Annotated in this window: 12 protein-coding genes; all 12 read left to right on the top strand. The window is 69.2% G+C overall.

Annotated features, from left to right (window positions below; translation table 11 throughout):
• The first annotated feature begins 235 nt into the window (after positions 1-235).
• The 12 genes from BLT99_RS11725 to mmsB all read left to right on the top strand — a co-directional run bounded on the left by BLT99_RS11725 (position 236) and on the right by mmsB (position 14,861).
• Entirely contained in the window at positions 236-1,609 is a 1,374-nt protein-coding gene (locus BLT99_RS11725) for a cystathionine beta-synthase (protein ID WP_092672586.1), read from the top strand.
• 116 nt (positions 1,610-1,725) lie between these two features.
• Positions 1,726-2,886 carry a cystathionine gamma-synthase gene (locus tag BLT99_RS11720; RefSeq protein WP_092672583.1) on the top strand — a complete coding sequence of 387 codons (1,161 nt, stop codon included), beginning with the start codon at positions 1,726-1,728 and terminating at the stop codon, positions 2,884-2,886.
• Entirely contained in the window at positions 2,837-3,799 is a 963-nt protein-coding gene (locus BLT99_RS11715) for a slipin family protein (RefSeq protein WP_331712576.1), read from the top strand. The genes BLT99_RS11720 and BLT99_RS11715 overlap by 50 nt, the downstream gene beginning before the upstream one ends.
• 57 nt (positions 3,800-3,856) lie before the next feature.
• Positions 3,857-5,254, top strand: coding sequence for an APC family permease (locus BLT99_RS11710; protein ID WP_229724354.1), 1,398 nt, complete (start codon positions 3,857-3,859; stop codon positions 5,252-5,254).
• Positions 5,251-6,186: a cyclase family protein gene (locus BLT99_RS11705; RefSeq protein ID WP_166670876.1), complete on the top strand. Its 936-nt coding sequence runs from the start codon at positions 5,251-5,253 to the stop codon at positions 6,184-6,186. The genes BLT99_RS11710 and BLT99_RS11705 overlap by 4 nt, the downstream gene beginning before the upstream one ends.
• Before the next feature lie 129 nt (positions 6,187-6,315).
• Positions 6,316-7,146, top strand: coding sequence for an aldo/keto reductase (locus tag BLT99_RS11700; protein WP_197675496.1), 831 nt, complete (start codon positions 6,316-6,318; stop codon positions 7,144-7,146).
• Between the two features lie 74 nt (positions 7,147-7,220).
• Positions 7,221-8,600, top strand: coding sequence for an MFS transporter (locus BLT99_RS11695; protein ID WP_229724353.1), 1,380 nt, complete (start codon positions 7,221-7,223; stop codon positions 8,598-8,600).
• A gap of 118 nt (positions 8,601-8,718) precedes the next feature.
• A complete protein-coding gene (locus BLT99_RS11690; RefSeq protein ID WP_229724352.1) occupies positions 8,719-9,747 on the top strand; it encodes a LacI family DNA-binding transcriptional regulator in 1,029 nt (342 codons plus the stop codon).
• Between the two features lie 175 nt (positions 9,748-9,922).
• Positions 9,923-10,642, top strand: coding sequence for an L-ribulose-5-phosphate 4-epimerase (locus BLT99_RS11685; protein WP_092672570.1), 720 nt, complete (start codon positions 9,923-9,925; stop codon positions 10,640-10,642).
• Between the two features lie 203 nt (positions 10,643-10,845).
• Positions 10,846-11,922 (top strand): multiple monosaccharide ABC transporter substrate-binding protein, encoded by a 1,077-nt coding sequence (gene chvE / locus BLT99_RS11680; protein WP_092676205.1) that lies wholly within the window; start codon positions 10,846-10,848, stop codon positions 11,920-11,922.
• 131 nt (positions 11,923-12,053) lie between these two features.
• Positions 12,054-13,583, top strand: a complete 1,530-nt coding sequence (gene mmsA, locus BLT99_RS11675; protein ID WP_092672567.1) for a multiple monosaccharide ABC transporter ATP-binding protein — start codon at positions 12,054-12,056, stop codon at positions 13,581-13,583.
• Between the two features lie 129 nt (positions 13,584-13,712).
• Positions 13,713-14,861, top strand: a complete 1,149-nt coding sequence (gene mmsB / locus BLT99_RS11670) for a multiple monosaccharide ABC transporter permease (RefSeq protein ID WP_229724433.1) — start codon at positions 13,713-13,715, stop codon at positions 14,859-14,861.
• Positions 14,862-14,910: the final 49 nt, after the last annotated feature.

Raw genomic sequence — 14,910 nt, 5'->3', positions numbered from 1 at the left:
CGTGCGGGGGAGTCGTCTGAGTATACGAATGCATGGGCTGGGAGAACGCCGACCACGCAGCGCCGCGCCATCCACCTCGACCAGCCTGCCATGCGGCATCCGTCATGCCCTAGGCTGGCCGCGTGAGCTTCTCGCCTCGGTGTTGTCGTCGCTAGGCAGGCGACCCCTACCCCTGCGTCGCGCGCCGTTCCGGGCGCTGCTCAGACGCACTCCACCAGAGGATGAACACACCGGCATGAAGTACGCACAGAACATCACCGAACTCGTCGGCGACACCCCGCTCGTGAAGCTCAACCGGGTGACGCAGGGGGTGACGGATGCCACGGTGCTGGTCAAGCTCGAGTACTTCAACCCCGGCGGCTCCGCGAAGGACCGCATCGCCGCGCGCATCATCGACGCGGCGGAGCGCGAGGGCAAGCTCAAGCCGGGCGGCACGATCGTCGAGCCCACGTCGGGCAACACGGGCGTGGGCCTCGCGCTCGTCGCGCAGCAGCGCGGCTACAAGTGCATCTTCGTGTGCCCCGACAAGGTGAGCGAAGACAAGCGGAACGTGCTCACGGCGTACGGCGCCGAGGTCGTCGTGACGCCGACCGCCGTCGCGCCCGACAGCCCCGAGTCGTACTACGGCGTGTCCGACCGGCTCGCGCGCGAGATCCCCGGTGCCTTCAAGCCCGACCAGTACTCGAACCCGAACGGGCCGCGGTCGCACTACGAGACCACCGGCCCCGAGATCTGGCGCGACACCGACGGCACGATCACGCACTTCGTCGCGGGCGTCGGCACGGGCGGCACCATCACGGGCACCGGCCGGTACCTGCGCGAGGTCTCCGACGACCGCGTGCGAATCATCGGCGCCGACCCCGAGGGATCGGTGTACTCGGGCGGCACCGGGCGGCCCTACTTCGTCGAGGGCGTCGGCGAGGACTTCTGGCCGAGCGCGTACGACCCGAGCGTGCCGCACGAGATCATCGCCGTGTCCGACGCGAAGTCGATCGAGATGACGCGCCGCCTCGCGCGCGAGGAGGGCATCCTCGTGGGCGGCTCGAGCGGCATGGCGGTCGTCGCGGCGCTCGACGCGGCATCCCGCCCCGAGGTCACGGCCGACGACGTGTTCGTCGTGCTGCTGCCCGACTCGGGCCGCGGGTACCTCGGCAAGATCTTCAACGACAAGTGGCTGCGGGCATACGGCTTCGGCAATGCGCCGGCCGGCCACACGATCCGCGACATCCTGTCGGCCAAGGCCGATCGCACGGCACCGCTCGTCTACGTGCACCCGAACGACACCGTGCGCGAGGCGATCGACCGGATGACCGAGAGCGGCGTGTCGCAGCTGGTCGTCATCTCGGCCGAGCCGCCCGTGGTGCTCGGCGAGGTCGTCGGCGCACTGCATGAAGAGGAACTGCTCGAGCAGGTCTTCTCGGGCCGCGCGAAGCTGACCGACGAGGTCTCGACCGTGGTCGGCGAGCCGTTGCCCCTCATCGGCGTGAACGAGCCCGTCGTGGCGGCGCGCCAGGCCTTCGGCGAGGCGCCGGCGATGCTCGTCACCGACGGCGGCAAGGCGCTCGGCGTCATCACGCGCGCCGACCTGCTCGCCTACCTCTCCTCCTGATGACCCACTCGAGCCACTCGATTCAGGAGAACGGAGGCAATTCAGGACGATGTCGCCGATCGGATCCTGATCAGCCTCCGTTCTCCTGAAACCACATCGCGATTGGAACCACCGACATGCAGCACGACGCTCGATTCGACACGCGCGCGGTCCACGCCGGACAAGACCCCGACCCGACCACGGGCGATGTCATCCCGCCCATCCACGTGACCTCGACCTATGCGCAGGACGGCATCGGCGGGTTACGCAACGGGTACGAGTACTCGCGCGGCGGCAACCCGACGCGCACCGCGCTCGAGACGCAGCTCGCGGCGCTCGAGGGCGGCATCCGGGGACTGTCGTTCGCCTCGGGTCTCGCGGCCGAGGACGCGCTGCTGCGCACGGTGCTGCAGCCCGGCGACCACGTCGTCATCGGGAACGACGTGTACGGCGGCACGCACCGCCTGATCCGCCGCATCTTCGGCGACTGGGGCGTGCGGCACAGCACGGTCGACACGAGCGACCTCGACGCCGTGCGCGACGCGATCGAGCTGGGCACCACGAAGGTGCTGTGGGTCGAGACGCCCTCCAACCCGCTGATGAAGATCTCGGATGTCGCGGCGCTCGCCGAGCTCGGCGACGAGGCCGGCGTGCTCGTCGTGGTCGACAACACGTTCGCCTCGCCCGCCCTGCAGCAGCCGATCGCCCTCGGCGGCCACGTCGTCGTGCACTCGACGACGAAGTACCTCGGCGGTCACTCCGACGTCGTGGGCGGTGCGCTCGTCTTCGCCGACGGGCGGGAGGATCTGGCCGAGCGGGTCGGTTTCACGCAGTTCGCGGCGGGCGCGGTGTCGTCCCCGTTCGACGCGTTCCTCACCACGCGCGGCATCAAGACGCTCGGCATCCGGATGCAGCGGCACAGCGAGAACGCGTTGGCGATCGCGCAGCGGCTCTCCGAGCACACCGGCATCGCCCGCGTGCTCTATCCGGGCCTCGAGTCGCACCCGGGCCACGAGCTCGCGGCGCGGCAGATGTCGGGCTTCGGCGGCATGGTGTCGATCGACCTCGCCGGCGGCGGCGAGGCGGCGCGACGCTTCGCGGAGTCGACCGAGCTGTTCACGCTGGCCGAGTCCCTCGGCGGGGTCGAGTCGCTCGTGAACTACCCGTCCGAGATGACCCACGCGTCGGTCAAGGGGACCGAGGCCGAGGTGCCCGAGTCGATCGTGCGACTGTCGGTCGGCATCGAGGATGTCGCGGACCTGCTCGCCGACATCGACCAGGCGCTCGGCCGGCTCTAGCCAGCCGCGCGGCCGGCGCGCCATCCGCCGGTGGGAGAATGGGGTCGACGGCGCGCGGCACGTCACCGGCGCCGAGGAGATGAGCGCCATGGTCTGGCTCTGGATCACCCTGATCGTGCTCGGCATCGTCGCGATCGTGCTGCTGTTCATGTCGATCAAGATCGTGAAGCAGTACGAGCGGGGCGTGGTCCTGCGCTTCGGGCGGCTGCACGGCGTGCGCGAGCCGGGCATCCGCTTCATCATCCCCATCGTGGACGTCATGACGAAGGTGTCGCTGCGCATCGTGACGCTGCCCATCCAGTCGCAGGGCATCATCACGAAGGACAACGTGAGCGTCGGCGTCTCGGCGGTCGCCTACTACCGGGTCGTCGACGCGGTGAAGTCGGTGATCGCGATCGAGAACGTGAAGTCCGCGATCGACCAGATCGCGCAGACGACGCTGCGCAAGGTGATCGGCCAGCACCACCTCGACGAGGCGCTGTCCGACACCGCGATGCTCAACGCCAACATCCGCCAGATCCTCGACGTGACGACCACGGAGTGGGGCGTCGAAGTGACCCTCGTCGAACTGAAGGACATCCTGCTGCCCGACTCGATGAAGCGAGCGATGGCCAAGCAGGCCGAGGCCGAGCGCGAGAAGCGCGCGAAGATCATCGCCGCCGAGGGCGAGGCGCTCGCAGCGACACAGCTCGGCGTCGCGTCCGACACGATGATGTCGCATCCGCTCGCACTGCAGTTGCGCACCCTGCAGACTCTCGTCGAGGTGGGCGTCGACAAGAACACGCTGGTCGTGGTGCCGGCGCCGCTGATGAGCTCGATCGGCGAGCTCGCGAACTTCCTCGACCGCGAGTCGGCGATCGCGGAGGTGCGGCGCTCGACGCCGTCGCCCGCGGCGGGTCTGGCAGGATCTTAACGAATGATGTCTACCCTGCCATCGTGACGCGTCGGTGGCAGGGCCCAGAATGAGCGGGTGAGTTCGAGAACGCTGGATGCCGCGCCACCCGTCGCCACCGCCACCGCCACCGGCACCGGGCACCGGGGCAGCCTGGGCCTCGTGCAGGGCACCGCGCTGTACATCGCGAGCGTGCTCGGCACCGGCATCCTCGTGCTGCCCGGCCTCGCCGCCCAGGCGGCCGGTCCGGCATCGATCCTCGCCGTGGCCGCGGTGCTCGTCCTCTCCATCCCGCTCGCCGGGACGTTCGCCGCGCTCGCCTCGCGCTTCCCCGACGCCGGCGGCGTCGCCAGCTACGTGCGCCGCGCGCTCGGGCCCACCGCCGCCCGCATGACCGGGTACTGGTTCTTCTTCGGCGTCTGCGTCGGCGCGCCGGTCGTCGCGATCCTCGGCGGCGAGTACGTCGTCGCGGTGCTCGGCGTCGACCGTGCGGCGGTGCCCGTCATCGGCTTCGCGGTGTTCCTGCCGCCGTTCGTCGCGAACTGGTTCGGGGTGCGGGTCGCGGGCTGGGTGCAGTTCGTGCTCACCGGGCTGCTGCTCTCGGTGGTCGTCGGCGTCGTCGCCGTCACGTTCCCCGCGGCCGAGCCCGCGAACTTCACGCCGTTCCTGCCCAACGGGTGGGCGGGCGTCGGCGTCGCCATCAGCCTGTTCGTCTGGGCCTTCGCCGGGTGGGAGGTCGGCACGCACATCGCGGGCGAGTTCCGCGACCCGAAGCGCACGATCCCGATCGCCACGGCCATCGCGATCGTCATCGTGGGCGCCGGCTACCTCGCGCTGCAGTTCGTGACCGTCGCCGCGCTGGGCGAGCGGGCGGGAGCGAGCCAGGTGCCGCTGCTCGACCTGGTCGAGACCACGGCCCCCGGCATCGGTTCGGTGCTCGTCGCGATCGTCGCCGCCATCGTCACGGTCGGCGTGGTCAACGCGTACCTGCCCGCGTTCGGCAAGCTCGGCGCCGCGCTCGGGCGAGACGGCGACCTGCCGCGCTTCTTCGCGAAAGGCGCCGCCGACGGTGAGGTCCCGCGCCGCGCCCTCGCGCTGACGGGCACGCTGATCGTCGTCTACTTCGGCCTCATGCTGCTCAACGACCTCGACCTCACCGGCTTCATCCTCATCCACACGAGCAACATGGTCGCGATCTACGCGGCCGGAATGGTCGCGGCCACGCTGCTGCTCCGGCGCTGGTCGGTCGGCTGGTGGCTCGCCGTCGTGGCGACCGTGCTCTCGGCGGGACTCCTCGTGCTGGCCTGGCAGAACCTCGTGGTGCCGCTCGTGCTCGCCGCGGCCGCGGTGGTCGTCACGGTGGTGCGCCGACTTCGTCGAGGCCGCGCGATCGCACGCGCCGGCGACCACCACGACGCCGGCGGGCGCCGCACTCGAGCCGCACTGCTCACCGCACCTCGTCAGGAGCCCAGTTGACCGAGTACCGTGCCCGCTTCGACGCCGAGATCGAGTTCGTCAACGGCGGAGGACTGCGGGCCGAGGCGTTCCGCTTGGACATCCCGTCGGCCGACCTCACCGAGGCGCAGATCGGGGAGCTGCTGGTGCGGCATCTCGGACTCGCCATGGTGGGTCGCGTCGAGCTCGCGAACCTCGAGATCGTCGAAGAGCCGCACAAGGGGTCGCGCGGCGTGTCCGATTCCGCGGTCGGTGCGGCCGCGGCATCCGGCCCGATCTCCACCAGAGGCGAGCTCGTCGACCTGAGCCACACGGTGCGAGCCGGACTCGTGACGTACCCCGGCATCCCGGCGCCCACCATCACACCGCACCTCACGCGCGAGGCGTCGCGCGAGCACTACGCGCCGGGCACCGAGTTCGCGATCGACCTCATCACGATGGCCGGCAACACGGGCACGTACCTCGACAGCCCGTACCACCGCTACGCCGACGGCGGCGATCTCGCGAGCCTCGATCTCTCGACGCTGGTGGGGGTGCCGGCCGAGGTGTTCCGATTCACGGATGCCGCCACCCGCGGGATTCCCGCAGCGGCGTTCCTCGACCGCGACCTGGCCGGCACCGCGGTGCTCCTGCACACCGGCTGGAGCCGGCATTTCGGCACGCCCGCGTACGCGCACGGCTCGCCGTTCCTCACCGACGAAGGCGCGCAGCACCTCGTCGACGCCGGCGTCGCCATCGTCGGCATCGACGCGCTGAACATCGACGACACCGAGTCCGGCGGCACCCGGCCGGCCCATTCGCTGCTGCTCGCCGCGGGCATCCACGTCGTCGAGCACCTGACGGGGCTCGACCGCGTTCCGGTCCGTGGGGCTCGGTTCACCGCCGTGCCACCGAAGGTCGAGGGGTTCGGCACCTTCCCGGTGCGGGCGTTCGCCGAGTTGCCCGTCGGATAGTTGCGCGGGCGGCGGATCGCTCACGGCCATCGTCTCGCGCCCGACGGCGGCGGCGTGGGAACCGGGAATGTCCGGTGACCGCGCGTCGCGGCTGGCACGCGGGGGCCGTTCCGGGTGAGGATGGATGCCATGACCGCCCATGCGTACGCGCTCGCCGACGGCAACACGATCCCTGCGATCGGCTTGGGCACGTACGGGCTGAACGACCAGTCGGGCGTCGAGGCCATCGTCTCCGCCATCCAGGACGGCTATCGCCTCATCGATACGGCCTACAACTACGGCAACGAGGAGGTGGTGGCCGAGGCCATCCGCCGCGTCGACGTCGACCGCAGCGACCTCTTCGTCACCACCAAGCTGCCCGGCCGCCACCACGGCCTCGAGGAGACGCTCGCGAGCTTCGAGCAGTCGCGCAAGCGCCTCGACCTCGACTGGGTCGACCTGTACCTCATCCACTGGCCGAACCCGAAGCGCGACCGCTACGTCGACAGCTGGCGCTCGATGATCAAGCTCAAGGAGCGCGGCGTCGTGCGCTCGATCGGCGTCTCGAACTTCACGCCCGCGATGCTCGATCGGCTGAACGCCGAGACGGGCCTCATGCCGGTCGTGAACCAGGTCGAGCTGCACCCGTACCATCCGCAGGTCGAGCTGCGGGCGTATCACTCCGAGCACGCGATCCGCACCGAGAGCTGGACGCCGCTCGCCAAGGGCAGCGAGCTGTTCGCCGAACCCGTGATCGCCGAGATCGCGGCGCGGCACGGCGTGACGCCGGCCCAGGCGGTGCTCGCGTGGCATCTCGAGCTCGGCTCCGTGCCGATCCCCAAGTCGGCCGATGCCGCACGTCGCCGCGAGAACCTCGACGTCTTCGACGTCGGGCTCGAGCCGGCCGAGGTCGAGGCGATCTCGGGCCTCGAGCGCGGCCGCCTGTGGGGTGCCGATCCCGAGGTGCACGAAGAGCTGTAGCGCTGTCCGGTTGTCGCGGGTCGGCGACCGGTTCGGCGCGGCGGATGTCGCCGCCCCGTCGTAGGCTCGATCGGGTGAGCGAGCGCACCACCCCCGCACCATCCGCGGCCACCGAGGTTCCGGTCGGGGGTCCGCTCGCACGGCCCTGGCGCTGGCTGTCGCTCGGCATGTTCGCGCTCATCTTCCTCGCGGCGTTCGAGGTGCTCGCGGTCACCACGGTGATGCCGCTCGTCGTCGCCGACCTCGACGGCGAGCACCTCTACGCGCTCGCATTCTCGGTCCCGCTCGCCGCGGGCGTCGTGGGCATGGTCGTCGCCGGCAACTGGAGCGACCGTTCCGGGCCGCTGCCGCCGCTCATCGCGGCGGGCGTGCTGTTCGTGATCGGCCTGGTGATCGCGGGGCTCGCGCCGAGCATGCCGGTGCTGGTGCTCGGCCGGCTGGTGCACGGCATCGGCGGCGCGGCCGTCATCGTGCCGCTCTACGTGATCGTCGCGCGGGTGTACCCCGAGTCGGTGCGCTCTCGGGTGTTCGCGGGCTTCGCGGCGGCATGGGTCATCCCGTCGATCGTCGGCCCGGCCGTCGCCGGATTCGTCGCCGAGCAGCTCGACTGGCGGTGGGTGTTCCTCGGCGTCATCGCGCTCGTGCTGCCGGCCGGCGCGATGATGCTCGTGCCGCTGCTGCGCGTCCACGACCAGGTGCGGGGCGACCCGTCGGTGCCGTGGAGCGGCTCCCGGCTCGCGTGGTCGGTCCTCGCCGCGTTCGCCGCGCTCGGGGTCAGCCTTGCGAAGGAGCTGCCCGAGCCGTGGCGCTGGATCGTCGCGGTCGTGGGCATCTTCGTCGCGATCGTCGCCGTGCGGCCGCTGCTCCCGCCCGGCGCGCTGCGGGCGGCGCGGGGCATGCCCGCGACCGTGCTCATGCGCGCGATCGTCGCCGGCGCCTTCTTCGCCAGCGAGATCTACCTGCCGTACCTGCTCATCGAGCGCTACGGGTTGATGCCGAGCCTCGCTGGCGCGGTGCTCACGGGCGCCGGCATCTCCTGGGCCGTCGCCTCGTGGTTGCAGGGCCGGCTCGGCGACCGGATCTCGAACGCCGACGTCGTGCGGATCGGCGCGGGCCTGCTCGCCGTCTCGCTCGTGGTCGTGCTCGGGGTCGCCGCCTTCACGCTGCATCCGGCGGTCGCGTTCGTCGCCTGGACGGCGTGCGGCGCCGCGATGGGCTTCATGTATCCGCGCTTCTCGGTCTCGGTGCTCGAGCAGTCGACGCAGGAGTCGCAGGGCTTCAACAGCGCGGCGCTCACGATCGGCGAGTCGCTCGGCGCGGCGGTCGCCTTGGCGATCACCGCCCTCGTCGCGAGCGTCGTCGGGCCCGATGCATTCACGGCCGAGTTCCTCGTGACGGTCGCGATCGCGATCGTCGGGGTGGCGCTGTCGTCGCGCGTCCATCCGCCGCGCTGACGGGCCGCCGATCCGATGTGACGGTCACATTGTGACGGTCACATTCGCGCCATCCGCGTGCATAATGGTCGCGGCGGCATGTGTGACCGTGAACATGCCGGAATCGAACCGAGGTCACGTGCCGGAGACGACGCAGGAGTCCGTGCGTGGGCGTGCGCCCAGCATCCGCGATGTCGCGCGCCTCGCGGGCGTCTCGCATCAGACGGTGTCGCGCGTGCTGAACAACCATCCGAGCATCCGTCCGGAGACCAAGCAGCGGGTGCTCGACGTGATGGCCGAGCTGCAGTACAAGCCCAACCGAGCGGCGCGCGCGCTCGTGACGAGCCGGTCGCGCACGATCGGCATCCTGTCGGCGTCGAGCACGCACTACGGGCCGGCGTCGAGCATCGCGGCCATCGAGTCGGCCGCGCGCACGTCGGGTTACTGGGTCACCACCGCCAACATCGAGTCGGGCGACGCGGGCTCCATTGCCGACGGGCTGGCCCACCTCGCCGCGCAGGGCATCGAGGGCCTCGTCGTCATCGCGCCGCAGGTGCGCGTGTTCGACACGCTCGCGCAGTTGTCGATCGACGTGCCGTACGTCACGCTGCAGTCGACCGGCCGCGACCCCGAGCACACGCTCTCGGTCGACCAGATCGCGGGCGCCCGGATCGCCACGCGCCACCTCATCGAGCGCGGGCACCGCCAGATCTACCACCTGGCCGGGCCGCAGGACTGGATCGAGGCCGAGGCGCGCATGCGCGGGTTCCTCGACGAGATGAGCGCGCGGGACGTGCCCACGACCGCGCCGATCCTCGGCGACTGGACGGCCGACTTCGGGTACTACGCCGGTCGCGAGCTGCTGACCGTGCGCGACTTCACGGCGATCTTCGCGTCGAACGACCAGATGGCGCTCGGCGTCATGCACGCGGTGCGCGACGCCGGGCTCGAGATCCCGAGGGACGTCTCGGTCATCGGCTTCGACGACATCCCAGAGGCGGCCCACTTCTGGCCACCGCTCACGACGGTGCGCCAGGACTTCGCCGAGCTCGGGCGGCGGTGCGTCGCGCTGCTGCTCGGCGACATCGACGCCTCGGCGCCCGAGTACCGCGGCACGATCGTGCCCGAGCTCATCGTGCGGTCGTCGGTCGGCGCGCCCGCGTTCTGACCGTCATCCGGGGGCGGTCACGGCCCGTTACCGTTCCGTGATCATCGGTCAGTTGACAGCCGCGCCGATCGTAGGGCTAACATGTGACTCGCCATGTGAACGGTCACATCGATCGTCACATCGGCCAGGATCCATCGCCGCCGAGGCGGCCGCACCATTCGACGAGGGAGTCCGCGTGACCAGCTTCGGCCCGCAGATCGAGGTCGCGATCGCCCGAGTCCGGGCTGACGTGGCCCGGCTGCACGGCGAACTGACCCGGTACGGCCTCGTCGTCTGGACCGGCGGCAACGTGTCGGGCCGGGTCCCGGGCGCCGACCTGTTCGTGATCAAGCCGTCGGGCGTGAGCTACGACGACCTGGCGCCCGAGAACATGATCCTCTGCGACCTCGACGGCAACGTGATCCCCGGCACGCCGGGCAGCGAGCGGTCGCCGTCGTCCGACACTGCGGCGCACGCGTACGTCTACCGCAACATGCCCGAGGTCGGCGGCGTCGTGCACACGCACTCGACCTATGCGGTCGCGTGGGCGGCGCGCGGCGAGGAGATCCCCTGCGTCATCACGGCGATGGCCGACGAGTTCGGCGGCCCGATCCCGATCGGGCCGTTCGCCATCATCGGCGACGACTCCATCGGCCGCGGCATCGTGGACACGCTCACCGGCCATCGCTCGCGGGCGGTGCTCATGCAGAACCACGGCCCGTTCACCATCGGCGCCAACGCGAAGGACGCCGTCAAGGCGGCCGTCATGGTCGAGGATGTCGCGCGCACGGTGCACTTCGCCCGCGAGGCGGGCCCCCTGATCCCGATCCCCCAGGAGGCGATCGACCGGTTGTACGACCGGTACCAGAACGTCTACGGACAGTCCTCGGACGCCCGTCGACCCATCCCCAGCTGACCCACCCACCAGCTGATCCATCAACAACTCAAGAGCTTGCGGCAGCCGCGGTCCCGAACGGACGCCGCAGGGAAGCCGGTCGTCATGGACGAGGCCGGATTCCGAAACGTCACCAAGACGACGACGTCCATGACCACACAGTGAAAGGACACACCGTGAACAGCACGAAGAAGGTGCTCCTCGCCACGCTGGCGGCCGGTTCGATGCTCGCGCTCGCCGCGTGCTCGGGCGGCGGCGGAGGCGGCGGCGAGGGCGGCGGCGACGGCGGCCTCATCGGCGTCGCGATGCCGACCAAGAGCTCCGAGCGCTGGATCCAGGACGGCGACTCCGTCAAGGAGCAGCTCGAGGAGCAGGGGTTCAAGGTCGACCTCCAGTACGCCGAGGACGACATCCCCACGCAGGTCTCGCAGGTCGAGAACATGATCACCAAGGGCGCAGAGGCCCTGATCATCGCCGCGATCGACGGCACCACGCTGTCGGAGGTGCTGCAGACCGCCGCCGACTCGGACATCCCGGTCATCGCGTACGACCGCCTCATCCGCGACTCCGAGAACGTCGACTACTACGCCTCTTTCGACAACTACAAGGTCGGCGTGCAGCAGGCGACGTCGCTGCTGGCAGGCCTCGGCCTGACCGACCTCGAGGGCGCAGAGGTCGACGGCGCACCCGCCGGCCCGTTCAACCTCGAGCTGTTCGCCGGTTCGCCCGACGACAACAACGCGACCTTCTTCTGGAACGGCGCGATCGACACGCTCCAGCCCTACATCGACGAGGGCACCCTCGTCGTGAAGTCGGGCCAGACCGACTTCGAGCAGGCCGCCATCCTGCGCTGGGACGGCGAGGTCGCCCAGAGCCGCATGGAGGACATCCTCACGTCGACCTACTCCGACGGCTCGAAGGTCAACGCGGTGCTCTCGCCGTACGATGGCCTCTCGCGCGGCATCATCTCGGCCCTCACCGACGCCGGCTACACCGTCGGCGACGAATGGCCGATCATCTCCGGCCAGGACGCCGAGCTCAACTCGGTGCAGGCGATCAACGCCGGTGAGCAGTACTCGACCATCTTCAAGGACACCCGCGAACTCGCGACCGTGGCCGTGGACATGGCGACCGCGCTGCTGAACGGCGAGGAGCCCGAGGTCAACAACACCGAGGACTACGACAACGGCGTGAAGGTCGTGCCGTCGTACCTCCTCGAGTCGCAGATCGTCGTCAAGGACAACATCACCGAGGTCCTGGTCGACAGCGGGTACTGGACCGAAGAGGAAATCAACGGCTGATTCGCCGTTGAGCCGAATCGGATGACGCGACACCGCGTGTCGGGACCTGCGGCGGGAGTACTCTCGCCTCAGGTCCCGGCCGCGGCATCCGTGGCACCGGACGGCGCACCGGCAATGGAGCAGGAGCAAGGATGACCACCCACATTCTCGAGATGCGCGGCATCACCAAGACGTTCCCCGGCGTGAAGGCCCTCTCGAACGTCAACTTCGAGGTCGAGCGCGGCGAGGTGCACGCCATCTGCGGCGAGAACGGCGCCGGCAAGTCGACCCTCATGAAGGTGCTCTCGGGCGTGTACCCGCACGGCACGTACGACGGCGAGATCGTCTTCGAGGGCGAGACCGTCGAGTTCCGCGACCTCACCGATTCCGAGGCCAAGGGCATCGTGATCATCCACCAGGAGCTCGCGCTCAGCCCGTACCTGTCGATCGCCGAGAACATCTTCCTGAACAACGAGCAGAAGGGAGCCGGCGGTCTCATCGATTGGAACAAGACCAACTTCGAGGCCGCGAAGCTGCTCGCGCGCGTCGGCCTGAAGGAGAACCCGACGACGAAGATCCGGGAGATCGGCGTCGGCAAGCAGCAACTCGTCGAGATCGCCAAGGCGCTGTCGAAGCGCGTGAAGCTGCTGATCCTCGACGAGCCGACCGCGGCCCTGAACGACGAGGACTCGGATCACCTGCTCGACCTGATCCTGCACCTGAAGGGGCAGGGCATCACGTCGATCATCATCAGCCACAAGCTCAACGAGATCAAGAAGGTCGCCGACACCGTCACGGTCATCCGCGACGGCAAGACGATCGAGACGATCGCGAAGGCCGATGTCACCGAGGACCGCATCATCAAGGACATGGTGGGTCGCGACCTCGAGCACCGGTACCCCGACCACACGCCGAACATCGGCGAGGAACTGTTCCGTGTCGAGGACTGGACCGCGCACCACCCGCAGGACACGTCGCGCGTGATCGTCGACAACGTGAACCTCAATGTCCGCGCCGGCGAGATCGTCGGCATCGCCGGCCTCATGGGCGCGGGCCGCACCGAGTTCGCCATGAGCGTGTTCGGCCAGTCCTACGGATCGAGGATCTCGGGCAAGGTCTTCCTGCGCGGCAAGGAGATCAGGACGCGCACGGTCGCCGAGGCGATCGAGAACGGCATCGCCTACGCCACCGAGGACCGCAAGACCTTCGGCCTCAACCTGATCGAGGACATCAAGCGCAACATCTCGATGGCCTCGCTGAGGAAGCTCGAGAAGTACGGCCTCGTGCACGACAACGAGGAGTACGCGGTCGCCAACGAGTACCGCAAGTCGATGAACATCAAGGCACCGAACGTGCTGGTGAAGACGGGCAAGCTCTCGGGCGGCAACCAGCAGAAGGTCGTGCTGTCGAAGTGGATCTACTCCGACCCCGACGTGCTCATCCTCGACGAGCCCACTCGCGGCATCGATGTCGGCGCGAAGTACGAGATCTACACGATCATCAACAGGCTGGCCGCCCAGGGCAAGGGCATCATCGTCATCTCGTCCGAGCTGCCCGAGCTGCTCGGCATCTGCGACCGCGTCTACGCCCTCTCCGAGGGTCGCATCACGGGTGAACTCCCCATCGAGGACGCCACGCCCGAAGCGATGCTCAAGCTCATGACCATGGAGAAGCCCCGCTAGCCGCCGGCTGACGGATCACACCAGGAGACACCAATGTCGAATCCGAATCCACCCCTCCTCGAAGACACGACTCCCGCGGCAGCGAGCCCCCATCCCGTCGAGAACAAGTTCACCGACCGGCTGACGCACATGCTCAGCGACCTCGGTCGCAACGGCATCTTCATCGCGCTGGTCCTGGTCGTGGTCCTGTTCGCGATCCTGACGGACGGGATCCTGCTGCGTCCGCAGAACATCTCCAACCTCGTCGTGCAGAACGGGTACATCCTCGTCCTCGCGATCGGCATGGTCATGGTCATCATCGCCGGCCACATCGACCTCTCGGTGGGGTCCGTCGCCGCATTCGTGGGAGCCTGTTCGGGCGTCTTCGCGGTGAACTGGGGGCTGCCATGGTGGCTCTCGGTGCTGCTGTCGCTCGGCATCGGCGCGCTCGTGGGCGTCTGGCAGGGCTGGTGGATCGCGTTCGTCGGCATCCCGGCGTTCATCGTGACGTTGGCCGGCATGCTCATCTTCCGTGGTCTTGCGCTCGTGGTGCTCGGCAACGCGAACATCGGCAACTTCCCGACCGAGTACCGCGCTCTCGGCAACGGCTTCCTCTCGAACGTGTTCGGCGAGTTCGAGCTCGATCCGCTCACGCTCGGCGTCGGCGCGCTCGCGATCGTCATCCTCATCGTGCAGCAGGTGCGCACGCGCCGCGGCCGCCAGAAGTACGGCCAGGACGTCGAGCCCATGCCGTGGTTCATCACCAAGCTGGTGCTGATCTCGGCCGCGATCGGCTTCTTCGCCTACGCGCTCGCGTCGTACAAGGGCATCCCGATCACGCTGATCATCCTGGGCGTGCTCGTGCTGGTGTACAGCGTCATCATGAACCGCACGGTCTTCGGCCGGCACATCTACGCGATCGGCGGCAACCGCCACGCGGCCGAGCTGTCGGGCATCAAGACGCGCCGGGTCGACTTCTGGCTGTTCGTGAACATGGGCTTCCTCGCGGCGCTCGCCGGGCTCATCTTCACGGCGCGCCTGAACCTCGCCGGCCCGAAGGCCGGTGACGGCTTCGAGCTCGAGGCGATCTCGGCTGCGTTCATCGGCGGCGCGGCCGTGCAGGGCGGCGTCGGCACGATCGGCGGCGCGATCATCGGTGGTCTGATCATCGGTGTGCTGAACAACGGCATGTCGATCATGGGCATCGGCATCGAGTGGCAGCAGGCCGTGAAGGGCCTCGTGCTGCTGCTCGCGGTCGCGTTCGACGTGTACAACAAGCGGCGGTCGGGCGGCAGCTAGGCCGCGCGACCTCCTGGCGAACGAGGGGCGGATGCTGCGGCATCCGCCC

This window comes from Agromyces flavus, assembly GCF_900104685.1.
Lineage (GTDB): Bacteria > Actinomycetota > Actinomycetes > Actinomycetales > Microbacteriaceae > Agromyces > Agromyces flavus.
This window is presented reverse-complemented; position numbering and strand designations above follow the sequence as displayed.